General features: G+C 72.6%; 16 protein-coding genes and 1 pseudogene. 9 read left to right on the top strand and 8 right to left on the bottom strand.

Annotated features, from left to right (window positions below; all coding sequences use genetic code 11):
* Positions 1-127 precede the first annotated feature (127 nt).
* The 3 genes and pseudogenes from ACFV4F_RS10205 to ACFV4F_RS10195 all read right to left on the bottom strand — a co-directional run bounded on the left by ACFV4F_RS10205 (position 128) and on the right by ACFV4F_RS10195 (position 4,252).
* A complete protein-coding gene (locus ACFV4F_RS10205; RefSeq protein ID WP_380501493.1) occupies positions 128-2,263 on the bottom strand; it encodes a glycosyltransferase family 2 protein in 2,136 nt (711 codons plus the stop codon).
* Positions 2,264-2,736: 473 nt separating this feature from the next.
* Positions 2,737-3,354: pseudogene (locus tag ACFV4F_RS10200) on the bottom strand (3-oxoacid CoA-transferase subunit B); the annotation flags it as partial.
* A 103-nt stretch (positions 3,355-3,457) separates the two neighbouring features.
* Positions 3,458-4,252 carry a CoA transferase subunit A gene (locus ACFV4F_RS10195; protein ID WP_380501491.1) on the bottom strand — a complete coding sequence of 265 codons (795 nt, stop codon included), beginning with the start codon at positions 4,250-4,252 and terminating at the stop codon, positions 3,458-3,460.
* A gap of 316 nt (positions 4,253-4,568) precedes the next feature.
* On the opposite strand from ACFV4F_RS10195, the gene ACFV4F_RS10190 reads away from it, so the two are divergent.
* The 6 genes from ACFV4F_RS10190 (at position 4,569) to ACFV4F_RS10165 (ending at position 10,532) form a co-directional block, all read left to right on the top strand.
* The gene (locus ACFV4F_RS10190; protein ID WP_380501489.1) at positions 4,569-5,831 is read left to right on the top strand and encodes a substrate-binding domain-containing protein; all 1,263 of its coding nucleotides are present in this window, start codon (positions 4,569-4,571) and stop codon (positions 5,829-5,831) included.
* 4 nt (positions 5,832-5,835) lie between these two features.
* Complete coding sequence (locus ACFV4F_RS10185; RefSeq protein ID WP_380501487.1) at positions 5,836-6,624, top strand: ABC transporter ATP-binding protein; 789 nt, start codon at positions 5,836-5,838, stop codon at positions 6,622-6,624.
* A 38-nt stretch (positions 6,625-6,662) separates the two neighbouring features.
* Positions 6,663-7,436: an ABC transporter ATP-binding protein gene (locus tag ACFV4F_RS10180; protein ID WP_380501485.1), complete on the top strand. Its 774-nt coding sequence runs from the start codon at positions 6,663-6,665 to the stop codon at positions 7,434-7,436.
* Positions 7,436-8,302 carry a branched-chain amino acid ABC transporter permease gene (locus ACFV4F_RS10175; protein WP_380501483.1) on the top strand — a complete coding sequence of 289 codons (867 nt, stop codon included), beginning with the start codon at positions 7,436-7,438 and terminating at the stop codon, positions 8,300-8,302. The genes ACFV4F_RS10180 and ACFV4F_RS10175 overlap by 1 nt, the downstream gene beginning before the upstream one ends.
* 209 nt (positions 8,303-8,511) lie before the next feature.
* Positions 8,512-9,639 carry a branched-chain amino acid ABC transporter permease gene (locus tag ACFV4F_RS10170; protein ID WP_380501609.1) on the top strand — a complete coding sequence of 376 codons (1,128 nt, stop codon included), beginning with the start codon at positions 8,512-8,514 and terminating at the stop codon, positions 9,637-9,639.
* The gene (locus ACFV4F_RS10165) at positions 9,636-10,532 is read left to right on the top strand and encodes an alpha/beta fold hydrolase (RefSeq protein WP_380501481.1); all 897 of its coding nucleotides are present in this window, start codon (positions 9,636-9,638) and stop codon (positions 10,530-10,532) included. The genes ACFV4F_RS10170 and ACFV4F_RS10165 overlap by 4 nt, the downstream gene beginning before the upstream one ends.
* A 64-nt stretch (positions 10,533-10,596) precedes the next feature.
* Here the strand turns inward: ACFV4F_RS10165 and ACFV4F_RS10160 are convergent, their stop codons facing one another.
* The gene (locus ACFV4F_RS10160; protein WP_380501479.1) at positions 10,597-11,874 is read right to left on the bottom strand and encodes a hypothetical protein; all 1,278 of its coding nucleotides are present in this window, start codon (positions 11,872-11,874) and stop codon (positions 10,597-10,599) included.
* A 260-nt stretch (positions 11,875-12,134) separates the two neighbouring features.
* Positions 12,135-12,722 (bottom strand): DedA family protein, encoded by a 588-nt coding sequence (locus ACFV4F_RS10155; RefSeq protein ID WP_380435299.1) that lies wholly within the window; start codon positions 12,720-12,722, stop codon positions 12,135-12,137.
* Between the two features lie 639 nt (positions 12,723-13,361).
* Between ACFV4F_RS10155 and ACFV4F_RS10150 the strand changes: the two genes are divergently transcribed.
* Entirely contained in the window at positions 13,362-14,450 is a 1,089-nt protein-coding gene (locus ACFV4F_RS10150) for an LLM class flavin-dependent oxidoreductase (protein WP_380501477.1), read from the top strand.
* A gap of 574 nt (positions 14,451-15,024) precedes the next feature.
* On the opposite strand, the gene ACFV4F_RS10145 is transcribed toward ACFV4F_RS10150, so the two are convergent.
* Both ACFV4F_RS10145 and ACFV4F_RS10140 read right to left on the bottom strand, forming a co-directional pair.
* A complete protein-coding gene (locus tag ACFV4F_RS10145) occupies positions 15,025-16,980 on the bottom strand; it encodes a putative bifunctional diguanylate cyclase/phosphodiesterase (RefSeq protein WP_380501475.1) in 1,956 nt (651 codons plus the stop codon).
* Between the two features lie 395 nt (positions 16,981-17,375).
* A complete protein-coding gene (locus tag ACFV4F_RS10140; protein WP_380435199.1) occupies positions 17,376-17,801 on the bottom strand; it encodes an OsmC family protein in 426 nt (141 codons plus the stop codon).
* Between the two features lie 287 nt (positions 17,802-18,088).
* On the opposite strand from ACFV4F_RS10140, the gene ACFV4F_RS10135 reads away from it, so the two are divergent.
* Together ACFV4F_RS10135 and lepB are read left to right on the top strand one after the other, a co-directional pair.
* Positions 18,089-18,424: a chorismate mutase gene (locus ACFV4F_RS10135; protein ID WP_380435200.1), complete on the top strand. Its 336-nt coding sequence runs from the start codon at positions 18,089-18,091 to the stop codon at positions 18,422-18,424.
* A 232-nt stretch (positions 18,425-18,656) separates the two neighbouring features.
* Positions 18,657-19,433: a signal peptidase I gene (lepB, locus tag ACFV4F_RS10130; RefSeq protein ID WP_380435201.1), complete on the top strand. Its 777-nt coding sequence runs from the start codon at positions 18,657-18,659 to the stop codon at positions 19,431-19,433.
* On the opposite strand, the gene ACFV4F_RS10125 is transcribed toward lepB, so the two are convergent.
* Entirely contained in the window at positions 19,396-20,499 is a 1,104-nt protein-coding gene (locus tag ACFV4F_RS10125) for a DMT family transporter (RefSeq protein WP_380501473.1), read from the bottom strand. The two genes, lepB and ACFV4F_RS10125, sit on opposite strands and share 38 nt — an antisense overlap.
* Positions 20,500-20,841: the final 342 nt, after the last annotated feature.

Here is a 20,841-nt window from a genome sequence, read left to right as displayed (position 1 = left end):
ACGGTGATCGGTCCCCTCGTGGGCCGGTTCGACGGGTGGCTGTTCGGCAAGTGGCTGTTCGGCGAGTGGCTGTTCGGTGGGTGATCGCGGTGAACGCCCGACGGGCAGCCGCTCGGCGGGCATTCGCTCAGCGGGTGGAGGAGGGCTCGGCCTGCCGGGGCTGCGGCGGCCTCCGGAGTTCCAGCGTGGGCTGGTCGAGGCCCGAGTGGTCCCGCGACTCCCGGTCGAGTGCGGCGGGGTCGAGTGCGGCGGGGTCGAGGAGGACCGGCCGGCGCAGCTGGACGGTGGGCTGGTCCACCCGGACGGCGGTGGCCGAGGGGCCGCCCCCGGTCACGGTGAGCGTGGCCGTGGGCCTGGCCCGCCGGCGCCGGACGGTATCCGCGGCGGTCACCAGCAGGGGCAGCAGTGTCAGGACGAGGGCGATGAACGCCCAGGTGCGCATGGCCGCGTGGTCGTGGCCGGTGAAGAAGGACGCGACGATCGCGGCCCCGAACACGACCGTCCAGAACAGGTGCAGCCGGAACGTGGAGAGCCGGTCGGGGCTGGCCGAGCCGCCCTTCGGCGTAACGACGAAGCGGCTGCGCAGCCGCAGCGCGGCCTGCACCAGGGCGGCCGCGTAGACCGGCCCGGAGAGCGCCGACATCACCATGCCCGCGACCCCGGAGGAGCCGGCCGGTTCGTGCGGGCTCACGTTGTGCTTGCGGTTCCAGGTGTAGAGCAGGAGCTGGAGCGCGGCGGCGTCGCTGTAGAGCATCATCCAGATCTCCGAGGAGACGTGGACGCCGGATGCCCCGAAGACGAGGTAGAGCACACTGGAGACCGCCCCGAGGAGCCAGGTCAGCGCGGCCATCGGGTAGAAGCAGACCATCAGCGAGTAGTTGAGCAGCCGCCCGGGGGAGAGCTTCCACATCACCCGCCAGTACTGGGTGAGGAGGGTCTCGTACGTGCCGCGGCTCCAGCGCAGTTGCTGGGAGAAGAAGTCGGTCCAGGAGGACGGGCCCTCGCCGACCGCCAGGACGTCCGGGGTGTAGACGGACTTCCAGCGGGCACCGGTCCGGGGGTTGCGGCTCCGGTGGAACTCCAGACCGGTCGCCATGTCCTCCGTGATGGAGTCGTACAACCCGCCGATCGACTGGAGCGCGCCGATTCGCACGGCGTTGTTCGTGCCGACGAACATCGGCGCCCCGTAGCGGTTTCCGGCGCGCTGAATCAGCGCGTGGAAGAGGTACTGCTGGCTCTCGGAGAATTTGGTGACCGCCGAGCCCGAGCTGCGGTAGTTCCCGTACACCTGGGGGCCGACGACGAATGCCACGTCGGGGTCGCGGAAGTAGCCGAGCATGCGCTCGCAGAAGTCCGGCAGCGGGACGTGGTCGGTGTCGACCGACACCCAGAAGTCGTAGTCGTCGCCGTGCGCCTGGAGCCAGGCGTTGTAGTTGCCGTGCTTGGTCTTGGCGCGGAACCTGCCCTCGGGCCGGTTCCAGTGCGGCCGGCCGAAGCGGCTGAAGTGGCGGACGCCCAGCTCGGCGCAGAGCGCGCGCATCGCAGGATCGTTTCCCTCGTCCAACAGCCAGACGTCGTAGGGGCCTTCGTGCCGCACGGCGAGCGCGGCGGTGAGCGTGGCCCGGACCATCTCCGCGGGCTCCTTGCCCGGCACGCAGGTGGTGAGGAAGGCGACCCTGGTGCCGCGCTCGGGCGTGACCGGGACGGGATCGCGGGCGACGAGGGTGGCGTGGGCGTTGGAGACCACGTTGACCAGCCGGAACACCTCGACGACGGCGATGATCCCGATCATCACCTTGTCGGCGGTGAGCAGCCACGCGTCCGTCTCGCCGGGGCGCTCGGGCCAGTGTTCGGGCAGTAACAGCCAGACCAGCAGCACCGCTTCCACGAGCGGGGCGGCCATCAGCAGCAGGGCGGCGCGGATCCGGTGCGGCTCGCGGCGCAGCAGGCTGCGGTACTGGACGCGGTAGGGCGCGGATCCGGTGCCGGGCTCGGCTTCCGTTTCCGCGTCGGTGCCGGTACCGGTGTCGGTGCGGGCGCCGTCGTCGGGGTGTATTCGGGTGTCGGCCCAGGCGTCGGTCCAGGCGTCGGTCCGGTAGACCCCGTCGCCGGGGTCGAGGGCCGGTCCGGCGAGTCGGCTGAAGTGGGCGTAGTCGTACGGGGCTTCGGGGGCCGGTACGTCGGCCAAGGCGTCGTCGATCCGTGTACTGCCGCCGCCGTCGGCCGTCTCGGCGTCTTTCCGCCGCGAGAACGGCAAGGTCATGGTTGCTCCCCCCGGAGTCGTGCGTCGACTGGCTGCGCCGCCGCTTCGGAGCCGCCCGGGGCAGAACACTGCCCGGTGAACTGCGGTGGGTCAGGCAGTTTCCGGGCTATTCGTCACATAAACCGTGAGCAATCAATTCTATTGTGTGACTACATGGCGTGTAACTGCGCGACCGGCTTCGAATGCGGGATCCCGGAGTACTTCCCGGTTTCCCCTCCGGGTGTGCGGGATCCTTGGCGTGCTCAACTCTCCCGGAGGGTCGCGGTGATCGCAACCGATCTGAGAGATGATCAGTGCGCAAGCGTGAAGATACTACGGTTCCAAGCCAAACCGGAGTGCCGAAGTGATATTGGCGCGGATTGGACGCGTCCGGCGCATCGGGGCCCGCTCCCGTCGAATGAGCGGGCGAAGAGCGGACTTCGAGCCGAGGTCCCTCTCTTCGCCATCTCCGTTTCTCGACAAGTAACTTGACGCTACGTCAGCAATGGGGCTCCGGTCGCTGCACGCACCTCTTCGAGGGTTCTGCCGGGTGCCGTCTCCACGAGGAGCAGCCCGGCCGGCGTCACGTCCACGATCGCCAGGTCGGTGACGATCCGGTCCACGACCCGCCGTCCGGTGGCGGGGAGCGTGAGCTCCTCGACGATCTTCGGTGAGCCGTCCCTGGCCGTGTGTTCCATGACGACGATCAGCCGCCGGGCGCCGTGCACGAGGTCCATCGCGCCGCCCATGCCCTTGACCGTCTTCCCGGGGATCATCCAGTTGGCGAGTTCGCCGGCCGCCGACACCTGCATCGCGCCGAGCACCGAGACGTCGATCCGGCCGGCCCGGACCATGCCGAAGGAGACGGCCGAATCGAAGTACGAGGCGCCCGCCGCGACGGTCACGGTCTCCTTGCCCGCGTTGATCAGGTCGGCGTGCTCGGCGCCGTCGGCCGGGTACGGGCCCACGCCCAGGACGCCGTTCTCCGAGTGCAGCACCACCTCCACGCCCGGCGGGAGATGGTCGGGGATCAGGGTGGGCAGGCCGATGCCCAGGTTCACGTACTCCCCATCGCGCAACTCCCTCGCGGCGCGCGCGGCGAGGGCGTTCCGGGGGTCGGGTGCCTTGCGGGGGTTGGATGCCTTGCGGGGGTTGGATGCCTTCCGGGGGCCGAGTGCCTTGCGGGGGTCGAACGGTGTCGCGGCGGTCATCGGCTCAGGCCTGCTCTCGTGTGGCGGTGGGGGTCGGGGCGGTGGGGGTGCCGGGAGTCGCTGGCGTTGCGCGGACCGTGCGGCGCTCGATCCGCCGGTCGGTGGGGTCCGCGGCCACGACCCGGTCGACGTACACGCCGGGGAGGTGCACGGCGTCCGGATCCAGCGCTCCCGGTTCGACGATCCGGTCGGCCTCGACCACGGTGATCCGGGCCGCCGCCGCGCAGAGCGGATTGAAGTTGCGGGCGGCCGCGTGGAAGACGCAGTTGCCGTGCCGGTCCGCCGCCTCGGCCCGGACGAGCGCGAAGTCGGCCGTGATCGCCTCCTCCAGGAGGTGGCGCCGGCCGCCGAACTCCCGGACCTCCTTGGCCGGCGAGGCGAGCGCCACCGTTCCGTCCGCCGCGTACCGCCAGGGGAGCCCGCCCTCCTCGACCTGGGTGCCGACGCCCGCCGGGGTGTAGAACGCCGGGATGCCCGCCCCACCGGCCCGTAGCCGCTCGGCCAGCGTGCCCTGCGGCGTCAGCTCCACCTCCAGTTCGCCCGAGAGGTACTGCCGGGCGAACTCCTTGTTCTCGCCGACGTTGGAGGACGTCATCCGGGCGATCCGGCCCGCCCGCAGCAGCAGGCCCAGCCCCCAGCCGTCCACCCCGCAGTTGTTGGAGACCACGCGCAGCCCGGTGGCCCCGGCGTGCACCAGGGCGCCGATCAGCGTGCTGGGGATGCCGCAGAGGCCGAAGCCGCCGACGGCCAGCACGGCGCCGTCGGGGATGTCCCGGACCGCGTCGGCAGGGGAGTCCATGACCTTGTCCAAAGGAGCACCTCGTGAGGGGAGTTGTGGGCGGACGAGTCGCGAGCAGGGAACGCCGGTCCTTCCACGGTGTCCGGCCCCGCGCCGTCGCGGCCATGGCTGCTGCCGCCATGGCCGGCTGCGGATCCGTGTCGGGAGGGCACACCGTGGCAAGTGCGTGGCGCCCGCGCCGCCTCCGGGGCCCGACGGTATGGAGGTCGCAGCCACATCACGACCGGCTGATGCGTCGTCCGGGCACATGTCGCCGGTCTCACCGCACACCTACGGTTCCGGCATCCACCCGCCCCATCCCCAGGAGTCGGTCACCATGTGCAGCTCGACAGCCCCCACCAGGACCGCGGCCCGTCGGGCCCCGACCGGCGGACCGGGGCGGCGGCTCGCCGCGCTCGCGGCCTGCGTCCTGCTCGCCGCGGGCTGCGCCAAGGCCGGCACCGCCGGGACGGGCGCGGCGGACGGCGGCGGTGTGAAGAGCCCGGTCAAGGTCGGCCTGGTGTACTCCAGGACCGGCCCGCTGGCCGCCTACGGAAAGCAGTACGTGGACGGCTTCAAGGCGGGTCTGGACTACGCGACCAAGGGCACCGGCGCGGTCGACGGACACCGGATCGAGGTCGAGGAGCAGGACGACGCGGGCGACCCGGCCAAGGCGGTGTCCGCCGCCAAGGACCTGATCGGCAAGGGGCACAAGATCCTCGCGGGCTCCACCGCCTCGGGCGTCGCCCTCCAGGTCGGCCCGATCGCCGCCCAGAACAAGGTGCTCTTCATCAGCGGCCCGGCCGCCGCCGACAAGATCACCGGCCTGAACCGGTACACCTTCCGCTCCGGCCGCCAGTCCTACCAGGACATCCGCACCGCCGCCTCGTTCATCGGCGATGCCAAGGGCAGGAAGGTGACGGTGCTCGCCCAGGACAACGCCTTCGGCCAGGCCAACGTGGCCGCCGTCAAGGACGTACTGGGCGCCCAGGGCGCGACGGTCGAGCAGGTGCTCGCCCCGCCGAGCGCCACCGACCTCACCCCCTTCGCCACCCAGGCCGGGAACGCCAGGCCCGATCTGCTCTTCGTCGCCTGGGCCGGCGACACCGCGTCGGCCCTGTGGACGGCGCTCAGCCAGCAGGACGTGTTCTCCGGCACCAAGGTCGTCACCGGCCTCGACCTGGCCGCCTCCTACCCGCTGTTCGGTCCGGCCGGCGAACGGATCTACTTCCTGAACCACTACTTCGCCGGTGCCGCCGGAACCCCGGTGGAGAAGGCCATGACGGACGCCGTGACCGCCGCCGGGGGCAAGACCGACATCTTCACCCCCGACGGCTTCACCGCCGCGCAGATGATCGTCCACGCCGTCGAGGCCGCCCACGGCTCCGCCGAGGACACTTCGGCCCTGGTGAAGGCCCTGGAGGGCTGGAGCTTCGACGGGGTCAAGGGCCGGACCACCGTCCGCGCCGAGGACCACGCCCTGCTCCAGCCGATGTTCCAGGTCCGGCTGACCGGCACCGGCGCCGATGCCAGGCCCTCCGTGGCGAAGGCCCTCACCGCGGACGAGGTCGCGCCCCCGGTCGCCCCGATGGCGGGCTGATCCGATGCCCGCTCCGGCTCTGCCCACTCCCTCCCCGCCCGTGACCACCTCCGTTCTGAGTCTGGACGGACTCGGCTGGTCCGTCCGCGGCGTCCCGATCGTCGAGGACGTCTCCTTCTCCGTAGCCGAAGGCGAGTTCATCGCCTTCATCGGCCCCAACGGGGCCGGCAAGACCTCCCTGTTCAACCTGATCTCCGGCATCTACCCGGCGACCCACGGCCGCCTTCGCCTCGACGGCGCCGACATCACCGCCGAGCCCGTCCACGCCCGCGCCCGCCGCGGACTCGGCCGGACCTTCCAGACCTCCTCCCTCTGGCCGGGCACGACCGTCGCCGACCACGTCCGTCTCGCCGCCCAGGCGTCCGCCGGGCCGGGCGCCTCGTACCGGCTCTGGCGCCGCGCCGACCGCTTCGCCGACCAGGTGGACGAGACCCTCCGCCGCACCGAACTCGCCCACCGGGCCGACACCGTGGCAAGCGCGCTCTCCCACGGCGAGAAGCGCAAGCTCGAACTGGCCGTCCTGCTGGTCTCCGACCCCCGACTCATCCTGCTGGACGAGCCGATGGCCGGGGTGAGCGCCGAGGAGGTGCCCGCCCTCACCGCGCTGATCCGCTCGGTGCACCGGGACCTCGGCCGGACCGTCCTGATGGTCGAGCACCACATGGACGTCCTGCTCGGCCTCGCCGACCGCCTCGCGGTGATGCACCACGGCACTCTGCTCGCCCTGGGCACCCCGGAGGCCGTGATGGCCGACCCCACCGTCCAACAGGCCTACCTGGGCGAGGCGTTGTGACCGGCCTTCCTCCTCTCCTCTCCGTTCGCGATCTGCGCGTGGTCGTCAACGGGCTGCACATCCTGCACGGCGTCGACCTGGACGTCGCCCCGGCCGGGGTCACCGCGCTCCTCGGCCGCAACGGCGCGGGCAAGACCACCACCGTCAGGGCCGTCATGGGCCTGGTGCCCCGAACGGGCAGCATCCTCTTCGCCGATACGGAGATCTCCTCTCTTCCGACTCATCTGGTGGTTCGCCACGGCATCGGCTACGCCCCCGAGGACCGGGGGATCTTCGCCGGCCTGACGATCGCCGAGAACCTCCGTGTCGCCGAGCGCGGCGCTCCCGGCGGCGAACCGGACTACGCCCTCGTCCACGAACTCTTCCCCGAACTGAGGAAGCGGTCCGCACAGTTGGCGGGCACCCTCTCCGGCGGCCAGCAGCAGATGGTGGCGATCGCCCGGACGCTGCTCAACCGCAACCGGCTGATCATCGCCGACGAGCCGACCAAGGGCCTGGCCCCGAAGGTCGTCGCCGAGGTGGCCGACGTGCTGGCCCGCGCGGCCGAGGCCGTGCCCGTCCTCCTGGTCGAGCAGAACCTCGCCCTCGTGCGCCGGCTCGCCGGTACCTGCGTCGTCCTGGCCGACGGCCGTACCGCCCACCAGGGCGACACCGTCGCGCTGGTGGCCGACGAGGAGGCCGCCCGTCGCCTGCTCGGCGTCGGCACCCGCCGGCCGGTCGCGGCGGCCACGGCCTCGGCGGCCATGCCCGCGGCGGCCCCGCCCTTGGGAGCTCCGAGCGTCTCCGCCGTCACCACGGAGGTGAAGCCCTGATGGACACCATCGTTCTCCTCTCCTGCACTGGACTCGGTCTCGGTGCGCTGTACTTCCTGATCGCCTCCGGTCTGTCGCTGATCTTCGGTTTGATGGACGTGCTCAACTTCGCGCACGGCGCCCTGCTCTCGATCGGCGCCTATGCCACCTGGTGGGCCGGCACCGAGGCCGGTCTCTCCTTCTGGCTCGCCGTGCCCTTCGGCACCCTCGTCGGGACGGCCACCGCCGTCCTGCTGGAGCTCTCCCTGATCCGGCCGCTCTACAGCCGGCCGCGCGACCAGATCCTCGCCACCGTCGGGGTCGGGCTCGCCGTCCCCGCCCTGCTGATGGGGGCGTGGGGCGCGGACGCCCGCCCCTTCCCCCAGCCCGCCGCCCTCGCCGGCACCTGGCACGTGCTCGGCGCGACCGTCCCGGTCAACCGCTTCGTGCTCGTGGCCGCCGCCGCGGTGCTGTTGCTCACTCTTCGGTTGTTCCTCGCCCGCACCCGCTACGGGCTGATCGTCCGGGCCGGCGTCGAGGACCGGGCGATGGTCACGGCGCTCGGCATCGACGTCCGTCGGGCCTTCACCCTCGTCTTCGCCATCGGCGGGGCCGCCGCCGCGCTCGGCGGGGCCCTCGGCGGCCTCTACTTCGGTTCGGTCACCCCCGGCCAGGGGACCGGCCTGCTCGTCTTCGCGTTCGTCGTCGTCGTGATGGGCGGCCTGGGCTCGGTCACCGGCGCCGCCGTCGCCTCGGCCGGCGTCGGTCTCGTCCAGCAGTTCGCCAACTACTACACCGGGGCGGGGCTCGGCGACCTCTCCGTCGTCGTCCTGCTCGCCGTCCTGCTTCTCGTCCGACCCCGTGGACTCACCGGGAGGCTCGCGTGAGCGCCGAAACACCGATCACGAGCACCGGTGGCATGACGGCCGACCGAACCGCCGCCACCCTGGCAGGGGGGACTGACACCAGCCCTGCCGGGACCACCATGTCAGCAGAGGGGACTGACACCAGCTCCGCCGACACCGACACTGTGGCAGGGGGGACTGACACCGGCCCTGCCGTGACCACATCCGATCACAGGAACGAGCCGCGCGGTATCCCTCGAACAGGTGATTCAGTCACTAATCGCTCGACACCGGTGCACAGAGCGCTACGCTGGTGGCCGATCGCTCTGCTGATCTCGCTCCTTGTCGCCCCATACAGTGTGCTTCCCGTCCCGGGACTGCTCGACGGCCCGCTCGGCAGCCCGGGAAGTCTCCAACTCATCGCCCTGTGCCTGCTCTACGGGGCGCTCGCCACCGGGTACGACCTCCTGCTCGGCCGGACCGGACTGCTCTCCTTCGGTCACGCCCTCTACTTCGCCACCGGCCTGTACGCCACCGACCTCGGGATGCTGGAGCTGGACCTGCCGTTCGCCGCCGCCGCGGTGTTCGGCGTGGCCTGCACCGTCGCGCTGGCCCTCCTCCTCGGCTCGGTCAGCCTCCGCGTCTCCGGCATCGGGTTCTCCATGGTCACCCTCGCCTTCGCCCAGGCCGGTTCGATCCTCGTCCAGCGCAACCCCGGTGGCATCACGGGTGGCGAGGAGGGCCGGTCCGCGCCGGCCGACCACCTGCCCGCCGGCCTGCTCGGGATCGAGAACACCGCCAACCTGTACTGGATAGCCGTCGCCTACCTGGCGCTGACCCTCGGCGTCGTCCACCGTGCCGTCAACTCGCCGACCGGCAGGGTCTGGGAGGGCATCAGGGAGAACGAGCGCCGGGTCGAGGTGCTCGGACTGCGGCCCTACGGCTACAAGTTGGTCGCCTTCGTGCTGGCCGGCGGACTCGCCGGAGCGGGCGGGGTCGTCTACCTGCTGCTGACCGGCGGCGCCACTCCGCAGGCCGCCACCTCGGACGCCACCCTCGCGCTGCTGGTCATGGTGGTCCTCGGCGGATCCGGCACCCGCTGGGGTCCGCTGCTCGGCGGCGTGCTCTACACCTGGGCCGGTCACCGGCTCGGCGACCTCGCCAACTCGGGGACGGTCGCGGACCTCCCCGCGGTCCTGCGCGCCCCGCTCTCCCAACCGCTGTTCCTGCTCGGCGCGTTGTTCGTCGCCGTGGTCTACCTGCTGCCCGGCGGTCTGGCCAGGCTGCCCGCCCGTATCCGCGCCGCCCGATCCGCCCGCGCGACGCGCCCGCCGGGTGGTGTCCGTCCTGCCCGTCCCACCGGAGGTGGTCCCACGTGAGCCAGTCGTCCCTGCACCCCGAGGAGTTGGCCGTCCCGGTGCCCGGCGGCGCTCTGTCCGTCCTGCGCTGGCCCGCCGCGGACCCGCGGGCGCCCACCGTCGTGGCGGTGCACGGCATCACCGCCAACGGCCTCGCGTGGTACGAGGTCGCCCGCCGACTGGCCGGGAAGGTCACTCTGCTCGCCCCCGACCTACGGGGCCGCGGCGGCAGCCGCGCGCTCGCCGGGCCGTACGGCCTGGCCCGCCACGCAGACGACGTGGCCGCACTGATCAACGCGCTCGGACTCGGGCCGGCCACCGTCGTCGGGCATTCCATGGGGGCGTGGGTGACCGCCCTGGCGGCGGTGCGGCACCCCCGACTCGTCGGCCGGGTGCTGCTCGTGGACGGAGCGCTGACCTTCCCGCTGCCCGACGGCGTCCGAGAGGAGGACGCCCTCGCCGCCGTGCTCGGCCCAGCGCTGGCGCGCCTCTCGATGACCTTCCCGGACCGGAACGCCTACCGGGCCTTCTGGCAGCGGCATCCGGCCGTCGGCTCCGCCTGGTCGGACGGGATCGACGCCTACACCCAGCGGGACCTGGTCGGCCGCGAGCCCGAGCTGCGCTCCTCCTGTGTGCTGGAGGCCGTGCAGACCGACGGCGCCCAGGTGCTGCTGGACACCGAAGCGGCCGCAGCCGTGCACCGGTTGCCCTGCCCGGCCGAACTGCTGTGGGCGGAACGGGGCCTGTTCGACGAAGCGCAGGGCCTCTACGACGCCGAGCGGATCGCGCGGTCCGGGCTCGACCGGGCACGGGTGCCGGCCTCGCCCGTGCCGGACACCAACCACTACTCGATTCTCTGGTCGGCGGACGGCGCCGGGGCCATCGTGAGCCGCCTGTCCGGCGGGCATGCCTAGCGTCCGCCGAACCCGTCCCCGCCCCTGTCCCCTCCCGTCGCTTGCCGCTCGCCGGGTGCGGCCGTCAGCCGGCCGCGCCCAGGAAGGTCTCCCAACCGCCGGTGGGCGCCTGGCCGACGTTGAGCGTGCGCAGCTTGCGCAGGGTGGACTGGTCCTGCACCTCCAGCCACTCGACGAGCTGCTTGAAGGAGACCAGCCGCACCTCGGGCTTGCCGGCGATGGCCTTGAGCGCGTCCTCGACGGCGTCCATGTAGATGCCGCCGTTCCACTGCTCGAAGTGGTTGCCGATGAAGAACGGCGCGCGGTTGCTGTTGTAGGCGCGGTCGAAGCCGGCCAGGTAGGAGTCCCGGGCCTGGTTGCGCCAGTCGCCGTACTTGGACGGGTCTCCCTTGGTGCTGCCGCTGGACTGGTTGGCCAGGATGTTGTAGTCCATCGACAGGACCTGGAAGGTGTGCCCCGGGAAGGGGATGGACTGCAGCGGGAAGTCCCAGACCTTGCCGTCCTGCACCTTCTGCGGCCATATCTGGAGGCCGCCCGCCGAACTCGCGTCGTACTTCCAGCCCATCTTCGCCGCCGTCGGCAGCAGCGCCTTCTGCCCCTCCAGGCACGGGGTCCGGCCGCCGATGAGCTCCTTCTTGTAGTCGAAGGGCAGCGGGTCGACGTCGGTGAAGCCGGTGTTGGTCCGCCACTGGGTGACGAACCCGATCGCCTGGTCGATCTCGCTCTGCCAGTCGTCCGGGGTCCACATGTTGACCCCGTTCTTGTCCGGGCGGCTGGAGCAGAAGTGCCCGTTGAAGTGGGTGCCGATCTCATGCCCGGCCAGCCAGGCCTGGCTGACGAGCTTGAGCGTGCTCTTGACCGCGCCGTCCGACAGGTACGGGATGTCGGAGGCCCCGACCGCGTGCTTCGGCGGGTGGTAGAGGCTGGACTTGCCCTTCGGCAGGGCGTATATGCCGGAGAGGAAGAAGGTCATCGTGGCCTTGTACTGCTCGGCCAGCTTGAGGAACCGGGGGAACTGGCCGTCGTCGGTGCCGCCCGCGCCGTCCCAGGAGAAGACGACGAACTGCGGCGGACGCTCGCCGGGCTTGAGCTTCTCGGGCTTGGGCTGGTTCGGCTGGGGCCCGGTGTCCGCGTTGGAGCCGTCACCGATCGGCGTGCCCTTGGGCACCACGGCCTGGGTCGGATCGGTGGTGCCGGTCGGGGCGGGGGCGGGGGTGCCCGAGGGGGCGGAGGAGGAGGCCGGTCCCGAGCCGGAGCCGTTGCTGGAACAGGCCGCGACCGCCCCGAGGGCCGCGGTCGCTGCGGTGGCACTGAGCACGGTCCTGCGCGAGATGCTGGTCATGGTCTCCCCTGGTGCCGACGGCCGGTGGTGCGGGCGGCTCTGGGCCTTACCGGTCAAATCGGGCAATTGATGAGTATTCCGCCGTTAGCATGTCATGCGGACCGGACGGCGATCAAAGGGGTCGTCCGGGCCCGACGTGGGTCAACACGCCCATGGCGCCCGGCTGGGCTGCAGGGATCCCGGTTCTGTTGCGGTCCTGTGACGCTTCGCGGCCGACTACTCGCTCGGGCAGTACCGTACCGCCGCGGGGGCGGGCTCCGTCAGAGTGCCGAGAGTCGCCGGTTACGGCGCACTATTCGTGCTATCGCGGTGCTCACCACGGTCGCCGCCGTGCAGGAGACGGCCAGGCTGAGCCAGGCGGTGTCGAACCAGTGGCTGTTCAGCCAGCCCAGCGTCACGATGTAGGCGGCCCACACCAGCGCCGCCAGCGCCGACCAGTGCAGGAAGCGGTGCGGGTGGTCGGGGGAGTGCCCGATGGCCAGGTCGAGGACGGTCCTTCCCGCCGGCACGAACCGGGCGACCACCACCATCGCGGCGGCGGCCCCGCGCGGCCGTTCGACCAGGGCCTGCTGTACCCGGGACACGCTCGCCGCGAGCTTGGGGCGCCGCGCCAGCCGCCGCTGGACCAGCGGGGCGCCGCGTCGGGCGAGGTGCAGCAGCAGGAGGTCGCCGAGGAACGAGGAAATCGCAACGCCCAGGCCGAGCAGCACCGGGGCGCCGTCGATCTGCGCGGTCTTGAGCACGGCCAGGATCACCAGCGTGCCGCTGGGGATGAAGGGGAGGAGGGCGTCGCCGAGTACGGCGCAGAGCGCCAGGGCGCAGATCCACGAGGATCCGATCGCCGCCACGAAGTTCAAGGCCCGTACTCCCTCCACGCCGCCCGGGGGAGCAGGTGGCTGCTGGGGTCAACGCTAGCGCCTCGACTTTTCATGCCATGAAGCACCCCGGGTATGCGCGGGATCACAGCCGGGGAACGAAGCCGTCGCGGTCGGCGGCACCAGCCGCCGGAGTGATCCGCGCCACATTCCATGCTGCCGCACTTCCCGCCGGGCGTGGAACCGCTGCCGGATTTGCGCCCGGCCGGACGGATGCGGGCCGCACATGGAATGGAACGAGCCCCCGGAGCGGGGTTTCCACTCCGGGGGCTCGCATGGATCGTCCGGAACTGGTCCAGCCCGGCGACCTTGTCAACGGGAACGGGGGGCTTCCCATCGATGCCCCCGCTCCTGATCACCAGCCTGCCGGACTCCGGCGGTCCATCGCGAGACCTGCGGCTGGCGACTTCCGGCTCTGGCGTGAAGTCGCCACGCGTGTCCGCCCGCTGGCGCTGCGTCAGCCGAACGTCCGGTCGGCGGCGGCTCCGGCCGCGGATCGAGCGGCGGCTCCGGAGATGTGCCGCGAGACACCCCGGAGGCGGGGAACAGCGGGCGCCGGACGGTGGTTGCCCCCGATCGGCAGGAGTAGAAGAGACCGGAAAGGCGAGCGGCATGACCACCGAGGACCAGCAGACACACGGCACCGAACCGCCCGCCCCCGCGATCCGGGGCACCGCCCGCGGCACCGCACCCGCCCCGCTCTCGATCCTCGACCTCGCGACCGTCGGCGCCGGCCACACCCCAGCCGAGGCGCTCGCGGCCACCACCGCACTCGCCCGGAACGCCGAGCGCTGGGGCTACCACCGCTTCTGGGTCGCCGAGCACCACGGCATGCCCGGCGTCGCCAGTTCCACCCCGGCCGTCCTCCTCGCCCACCTGGGCGCCCACACCACCACGCTCCGGCTCGGCTCCGGCGGCGTCATGCTCCCCAACCACGCCCCGCTCGCCATCGCCGAACAGTTCGGCCTGCTGGAGGCCCTGCACCCCGGCCGGATCGACCTCGGCCTCGGTCGCGCCCCCGGCACCGACCAGGCCACCGCCCGGGCACTGCGCCGCGGCCTCGCCGAGGGCGCCGACGACTTCCCCCAGCAGCTCGCCGAACTGACCCACTTCCTCGACGGCGACTTCCCGGCCGGCCACCCGTACGCCCGGCTCACGGCCGTCCCCAACGGCGATGCCCGACCGCCGATCTGGCTCCTCGGCTCCTCGGGCTTCAGCGCCCAGCTCGCCGGCCGCCTCGGCCTGCCCTTCGCCTTCGCGCACCACTTCAGCAGCGCCAACACCCTCCCGGCACTCGACCTCTACCGGGACTCCTTCCGCCCCTCCGCCGTCCTCACCGAGCCCTACGCCCTCATCGGCGTGAGCGCGGTGGCCGCCGACGACGAGGACTCCGCCCGCCGCCTCGCCCGCTCCGCGGCGCTCGGCATGCTCCGGCTGCGCCGCGGAACCCCCGGCCCGATCCCCACGCCGGAGGAGGCCGAGTCCTACCCGTACAGCCCGGTCGAGGCGGACTTCATCGACAACTGGCTGGCCAACGTGGTCCTGGGCGCCCCGGGCGAGGTCGCCGACGGCCTCGAAGCCCTGCGCAAGCGGACGGGCGTCGACGAGCTGATGATCACCTCCCACATCCACGGCCACGAGGCCCGCCTCCGCTCCTACGGCCGGATCGCCGAGGCCTACGGCCTGACGGTCACGGCCTGAGGCAGACCGCCCGACGCAGACCGCCTGTCCCCGGCCATCGTCGTGGCCGGGGTCGGCGGGTCCCTGACCGGCAGGCCGTGGCGGACTCCGGTGGCGACCGGACCGGCGGGCAACGGGCCTGCTCACAGAGGTGGTGCCGGGGCTGGAGCCCTCAGGGCCGGACCTCCTCGCGCGCCCATCGCGACGCGTCGAGCGAGCGACCGGCCGTGTCCTGACGGACCTTGCCAGGTCATGGGCGCCGGGCCGGAGACTCCCCGCAGTTGCCGGCGTCCGGTCGTGCAGGCCGCCAGATACCGTCGCGGGCTCGTCCCGAGCCGCCGTCGAGCCGCCGAGCAACCGAGCCGCCCGGCAACCGGGCGGCCGAGAGCGAGGTGGCGAGCCCCTGCGGCCGGGGTGCCGCCTGACCGCCGGCCGCCCCAGCGCCCCCGGCCCGGCCATCGTCGTGGCCGGGGTCGCGGGGATCCCCGGTACTCGGCCCTGCGGACGCTCAGTCCGCCAGCCGCCAGCCGCCAGCCGCCGTCCGCCAGCCGCGAGTCAGCCGCCGTCCGCCGGGCGGCGCTCGCGCTCCGGCCCGTTACCGGGGAGCGGGCCGGGACCGGCGCAGTATGGCGGCGACGCGTTCGGCGTCGCCGGGGCGGGCGAAGTACCAGCCCTGGGCGGTGTCGCAGCCGGTGAGGCGGAGGCGTTCGGCCTGGGCGGCGTTCTCGATGCCCTCGGCGGTGACGGTCAGGCCCAGGGTGTGGGCCAGCTGGACCATCGCTCCGACGATCTGCTCGTCGGCGTCGCTGCGGCGGCTGTCGGGGGCCGGGTGGTCGGCCCGGCCGGCCGGGGCCGGGTCGCGGAAGCCCTCGATGAAGGTGCCGTCGAGCTTGAGCACGTGCACCGGCAGGCGGGAGAGGTAGGCGAGGTTCGAGTAGCCGGTGCCGAAGTCGTCGATGGCGATCCGGACGCCCATGTCGGCGAGTGCCTGCAGGGCCTGGAGCGGGCGGCCGCCGGGGCCGAGCAGGGCGCTCTCGGTGATCTCCAGCTGGAGCAGCCGGGCGGGCAGGCCGGTGCGTTCGAGGGCGCGGGCGACGTCGGCGACGACGTCGGAGTCCCAGATCTGCCGGGCGGCCAGGTTGACGCTGACGAAGGTCTCGGTGTCGGGGAACTCGGTGAGCCACTGCCGGGCCTGGCGGCAGGACTCCTCCAGCACCCACTTGCCGAGCGGCACGATCGCGCCGGACTCCTCGGCGAGCGGGATGAAGCGGTCGGGCGAGAGCGTCCCGTAGCGGGGGTGGCGCCAGCGGACCAGGGCCTCGGCGCCGTGCACCGCGCCGTCGGCGAGGCCGACCAGCGGCTGGTACTCGATGGTGAACTCGCCGCGTTCGAGGGCCGGGCGCAATGCGGTGGCGAGGAGCTGGCGGGTGAGCTGGTGGGCGCCGCGGTCGGAGTCGTAGAGGGTCCAGCGGGCGCGGCCGTCGGCCTTGGACCAGTAGAGGGTGGCGTCGGCGTCCTTGACCAGGTCGGTCGGGGTGGTCCCGTGCACGGGGCGTTCGACGACGCCGACGCTGGCGGTGATCACCAGGCGGTGGCCGGCGATGTCGAAGGGGAGTTCCAGGGCTTCGAGGATGCGGGCGGCCAGGTCGGTGAGCTGTTCGCTGCCCGCGCTGTCGGTGACGAGGACGGCGAACTCGTCGCCGCCCATCCGGGCGACCAGGTGGGCGCTGTGCCCGGGGAAGCCGCCGCGCAGCCGGGTGGCGACGGCGATCAGGAGCTGGTCGCCGATGTGGTGGCCGAGGGTCTCGTTGATCGCGGCGAAGCCGTCGAGGTCGAGGTAGCAGACGCCGACGCGGCGCCCGTCCGCGGGGCGGGGGTCGCCGGTGAGGCAGGCGGCGTCGAGGCGTTCGAAGAAGTAGGTCCGGTTGGGGAGCCGGGTCAGCGGGTCGTGGAGGGCCTGGTATTCGAGGCGGTCGCCGAGCCGGCGCTGTTCGGTGATGTCCTCGACGAGGGCGAGGGTGTAGAGGGGGTGCCCGGCGCTGTCCCGGATGAGGGAGACGGTCACCTTGCTCCAGACCGTGCGGCCTTCGCGGTGCCTGAGCTGCTTCTCGACCCGGAACCGTTCGCGTCCGCCGTGGACGAGGGCGGGGAAGAGCCGGTGCGGCATGCCCTCCGGGTCGAGGATCTCGTGCAGGTGGGTGCGGACGAGTTCGCCGACGCCGCGGCCGAGCAGGGCCGCGAAGGCGGGGTTGACCTCGATGATCCGGTCGTCGGGGTCGATCAGGGCCATGCCGATGACGGCGTCGCAGAAGGCGGCCCGGAAGCGGGACTCGCTGGCCCGCAGTGCGGTGAGCATCCGGTCGGTCCCGTCGTCCGCCCGGTGGGCGCCGTTGGTCAGTGGCGCCGAGCAGGTGGGGCAGAGGAGCACTTCGGGTGCCGCGTCCGGGGCCACCTCGGGGGTGCTGTCCCGGGCTCCGTCCCGGTTGGTGGGCCCGTCCTCCAGGGCCACCCCCGGGTGGTGTGCGTCGGCCCCCTCGTTCTGGCCCGGCACGGCATGCTCCCGTCCGCTGCTGACGCCTGATGCTGGTCCGACCGGTCACCCGGGACTGCGGCGGCCGGCTCCGCACTCTGTCGCGGTCCTCGGGGTCGGTCCGGCGCGGGACGCCCGGCGGGGAACTGCCGCGTGGGGGAGACCGCGTGGACACCCGCGTGAAGAACAGGGCGCTGCGGCCGATCATAGGACGCGTCGGCAACGCGCGGTGACCGCCGCCAGGGTGATTCGCCCGCTTTGGGGTCAACCGTGGCGGTACATGCAGACGCCCCCGGTACACATCACATGATGTGCGCCAGGGGCGCGTGCGCCGAACCCGCGCCCCATGACACCGATTGCGCGCCGGGAGCGCGAAGCGGGGTGGGGCCTCGGCCGGCGGGGCGTCCGCCGGAACGTCAGGCCAGCGTGGCCGTCAGGGTGATGGTGGTGCCGGTGAGGGCCTGGCTGACCGGGCAGTTCGCCTTGGCGTCCTCGGCGGCCTTCACGAAGCCGGCCTCGTCCAGGCCCGGGACGTCGCCGACCACGGTCAGGTGGATGCCGGTGATGCCGGCGCCGGGCTGGAAGGTCACGTCGGCCTGGGTGTCCAGCTTGGCGGGCGGGGTGCCGGCGCCGGCCAGGGCGTGCGAGAGGGCCATCGAGAAGCACGCGGAGTGCGCGGCGCCGATCAGCTCCTCCGGGCTGGTCTTGCCGTTGGGCTCCTCGGCACGGGCCGCCCAGGAGACGGGGTACTCACCGATGCCGGACGAGGCGAAGGTCACCTGCCCCTTGCCCTGGAGCAGGTTGCCCTCCCAGGCGGTGCGGGCGGTGCGGGTCGTAGCCACGATCGGTACCTCCATTGCTGACATTGCTGCGGAACTGCTGAGGAGCAGCTGAGGAATTGCTGGTGCGTCACTTCCGGTCATGCACGCACCAGCCTACGGTGGGCCCCGGTCCGTCCCCGGGTACTTCGGGCGCCGGGCGGTGCGGCGGTGCGTGCGCCGTCCGGATCGTGGACGGTCGGGTGCAACGGAGGGGACCGGGGCCGGGAGCCCTGTTAGATTGGCGCGGGCCCGAGCTCGGCCGCCGTACGGCCGGGTTTCCACCACCAGCCTTTCCGGGAGCCGCCGCGATGACGGACCACCCCACGACCTCCGACGCCGCTCTGCCCGCGGGGGTGGACGACGCCGTGCGCGCCGAGCTGACCAGCCTGCGCGAGAGCATCGACAACATCGACGCCGCGGTGGTCCACATGCTGGCCGAGCGGTTCAAGGCGACCCAGCGGGTCGGCCGGCTCAAGGCCGAGCACAAGCTGCCGCCGGCCGATCCGGCGCGGGAGCGGGACCAGATCAAGCGGCTGCGCGAGCTGGCCGCCGGGGCCAAGCTGGACCCGGTCTTCGCTGAGAAGTTCCTGAACTTCATCATCGCCGAGGTCATCCGCCACCACGAGGCGATCGCCCGCGCCTGAGGCTCCGCGCACGAGGGCCGCGGGCCCGAGAAGGTCCGGCACTGACCGATGTCGACCGGTTCCGACTGTTTTCAACCGGTACCGGCGGGCTCCGCGGCGGTGAATCAGCGTCCCGGGGGCCCGGTGTCAGGGGTGCCGGGGGTGTCGGGCGCGGCTAAAGTCCGGATTTCGTGAGGCTCCACGGTTGGCGTAGCGTGCAGGTTTCCGCAGCCGGAGAGGTGGAGCAGCGACGATGGCGGTGAACCTGCCCGAAACGCCGAGCGAGGCCGAGGGCCGTGCCGAGAGTTCCGCCGCCCCCGGCGGTCGCGCCGAGGCCCGCCGCCGGGCCCGTGGCGGACGCGCCCGCAAGGCCCGGCGGACGCGGCGCAAGCCGCGGCCGTGGTGGATCGAGATCCCGGCGATGATCGCGGTCGGCCTGACGCTCGCGCTGCTGATCAAGACCTGTCTGCTCCAGGTGTTCACCATCCCGTCCGGCTCGATGGAGAACACGCTGCGGATCGGCGACCGGGTCGGCGTGAACAAGCTGGCGCCGCTGACCGGCTGGGAGCCGGAGCAGGGGCAGCCGGTGGTCTTCAAGGACCCGGGCGACTGGCTCCCGCCGCAGCCGGTCGACGGCAACCCGTTCACCAACGCGCTCACCTCGGCGCTGAGCTTCGTCGGGCTGGTGCCGCCGAAGGACGACAACTACCTGGTCAAGCGGGTGATCGCGACCGGTGGTCAGACCGTGCAGTGCACCGGCACCACGCTCACCGTGAACGGGAAGAAGGTCGACGAGCCGTACCTCCACCCGGGGGACGACTCCTGCGCCGGCCTGGACTTCGGGCCGGTGACGGTGCCGGCCGGGCACATCTGGGTGGAGGGCGACCACCGCAGCGACTCGGCGGACTCCCGCTACCACCGCAGCGGCCCGGGTGGCGGCGCGGTGCCGGTGGGCAACGTGGTGGGGCCGGTGTCGGCCGTCGTGTGGCCGCTCAACCACTTCGACTGGTTCGGCTGGGTCGGCCGCTGACCCCGCTCTCGGCGGTGGTCGGCTCCCCGGCGTCCACCGCGACGGCCTCGGCCGCCGCCGCCACCGCCCCCACGACGGGCTCGACCGCGACGGCGTCCACCGCGACGGACTCCGTCGCCCGCGCGGTCCCCGCGGCCTCCGCCGGCTTGCTCGCCTGGGCCGCGAACGCCCCGGCGAGCACCAGCAGGCCGCCCGCGAGCTGCGGCAGCCCGAGGTGCTCGCCGAGCAGGATCCAGGCCAGCACGGTGGCGACGACGGCCTCCAGGTTGGCCACCACCCCGGCGACCGGCGGCGAGAGGTGCCCGACGGAGACCACGCCGGTCAAGTAGGCGAGGACGGTCGCCACCAGCACCATCCAGGCGGCCGGGAGGAACGCGGGCAGCGAGTGCCCGTTCATCACGACGTCCCCGCCGAGCGGGCTCCAGTCGGCCTCCCAGGGCCGGGTCGCCACGGTGAGCACGACCGCGCCGATCAGCAGGCCGAACGCGCTGACGGCCATCGGGTCGACCGGTCGCTCGCCCCGGCGGCCGGCGTCGGCCAGCACGAAGTAGCCGACCTGGCAGCAGGCGGCACCGAGCGCGAACAGGACGCCGAGCGCGTCGAAGCTCAGGCCGTTCCAGACCTCCACCACGCAGGCGAGGCCGGTCACGGCGACCGCGGCGCCGAACGCCGCGCCCCGGCTGACGGGCTTGCGCTGGACGAACTTGACGTAGCCGATGAGCAGCGGCGGGCCGAGGTACTGGATGAGCAGGGCCACGCCGACCGGGATGCGGGAGATCGCCGCGAAGTAGCAGGCCTGGACGCCGGCGACGGCGAGCAGGGCGAAGCCGATCAGCAGGCCGGGGCGGCGGAGCACGGCGCCGCGGTGGCGGTAGGCGATCGGCAGGAGGACCACGGCGGCACCGGTGACCCGCAGCCAGACCACGTGGAGCGGGGAGAGCCCGGCCTCGATCAGCGGCTTCGCGGCCGTGCCGGAGCCGCCGAAGGCGCAGGCGGAGATCAGCGCGAGGCCGAGGCCGAGGGTTCGTCCGGAGGGGCGGGCGGACGGGGCCGTTGTCTGGTGCACCGACGCATTGTGACAGTCATACCGCCGATGGTGTAAGGCGCCATTCCGCCATTTGGTCCTGCGGGCAACTGTACGTAGCGGAGTATTCACACCGCTCGCCCGCAGGGAGTAAGAGGGAGCAGGGGGCAGTAAGGGGAAGTAAGGGGAAGCAACGGGAAGCAAGGGGACGTGAAGGCGCACGGCAACGCCCCAGCGCCGGGAGGGCGGATTCCAGGGGTTGTTGCAACACGTGGTCGGTTTGATCAGGCTGCGATGAGTTTATGCAGGCGCGGGGGGGGGGGGGGGGGGGCGGGGCGGGGGGCGGGGGGGGCGGGGGGGGGGGTGGGGGGGGGGGGGCGGGCG

Source organism: Kitasatospora sp. NPDC059722 (assembly GCF_042733235.1).
In the GTDB taxonomy this organism is placed as follows: Bacteria; Actinomycetota; Actinomycetes; order Streptomycetales; family Streptomycetaceae; genus Kitasatospora.
Note: the sequence above shows the minus strand (reverse complement) of the source record. Positions and strands in the feature narration are given on the sequence as shown.

Bases quoted from the DNA above. Each gene is read 5' to 3' on its own strand.
- ACFV4F_RS10205 (WP_380501493.1), bottom strand. From the start codon at position 2,263: ATGACCTTGCCGTTCTCGCGGCGGAAAGACGCCGAGACGGCCGACGGC.
- ACFV4F_RS10195 (WP_380501491.1), bottom strand. From the start codon at position 4,252: ATGGACTCCCCTGCCGACGCGGTCCGGGACATCCCCGACGGCGCCGTG.
- ACFV4F_RS10190 (WP_380501489.1), top strand. From the start codon at position 4,569: ATGTGCAGCTCGACAGCCCCCACCAGGACCGCGGCCCGTCGGGCCCCG.
- ACFV4F_RS10185 (WP_380501487.1), top strand. From the start codon at position 5,836: ATGCCCGCTCCGGCTCTGCCCACTCCCTCCCCGCCCGTGACCACCTCC.
- ACFV4F_RS10175 (WP_380501483.1), top strand. From the start codon at position 7,436: ATGGACACCATCGTTCTCCTCTCCTGCACTGGACTCGGTCTCGGTGCG.
- ACFV4F_RS10160 (WP_380501479.1), bottom strand. From the start codon at position 11,874: ATGACCAGCATCTCGCGCAGGACCGTGCTCAGTGCCACCGCAGCGACC.
- ACFV4F_RS10150 (WP_380501477.1), top strand. From the start codon at position 13,362: ATGACCACCGAGGACCAGCAGACACACGGCACCGAACCGCCCGCCCCC.
- ACFV4F_RS10135 (WP_380435200.1), top strand. From the start codon at position 18,089: ATGACGGACCACCCCACGACCTCCGACGCCGCTCTGCCCGCGGGGGTG.
- lepB (WP_380435201.1), top strand. From the start codon at position 18,657: ATGGCGGTGAACCTGCCCGAAACGCCGAGCGAGGCCGAGGGCCGTGCC.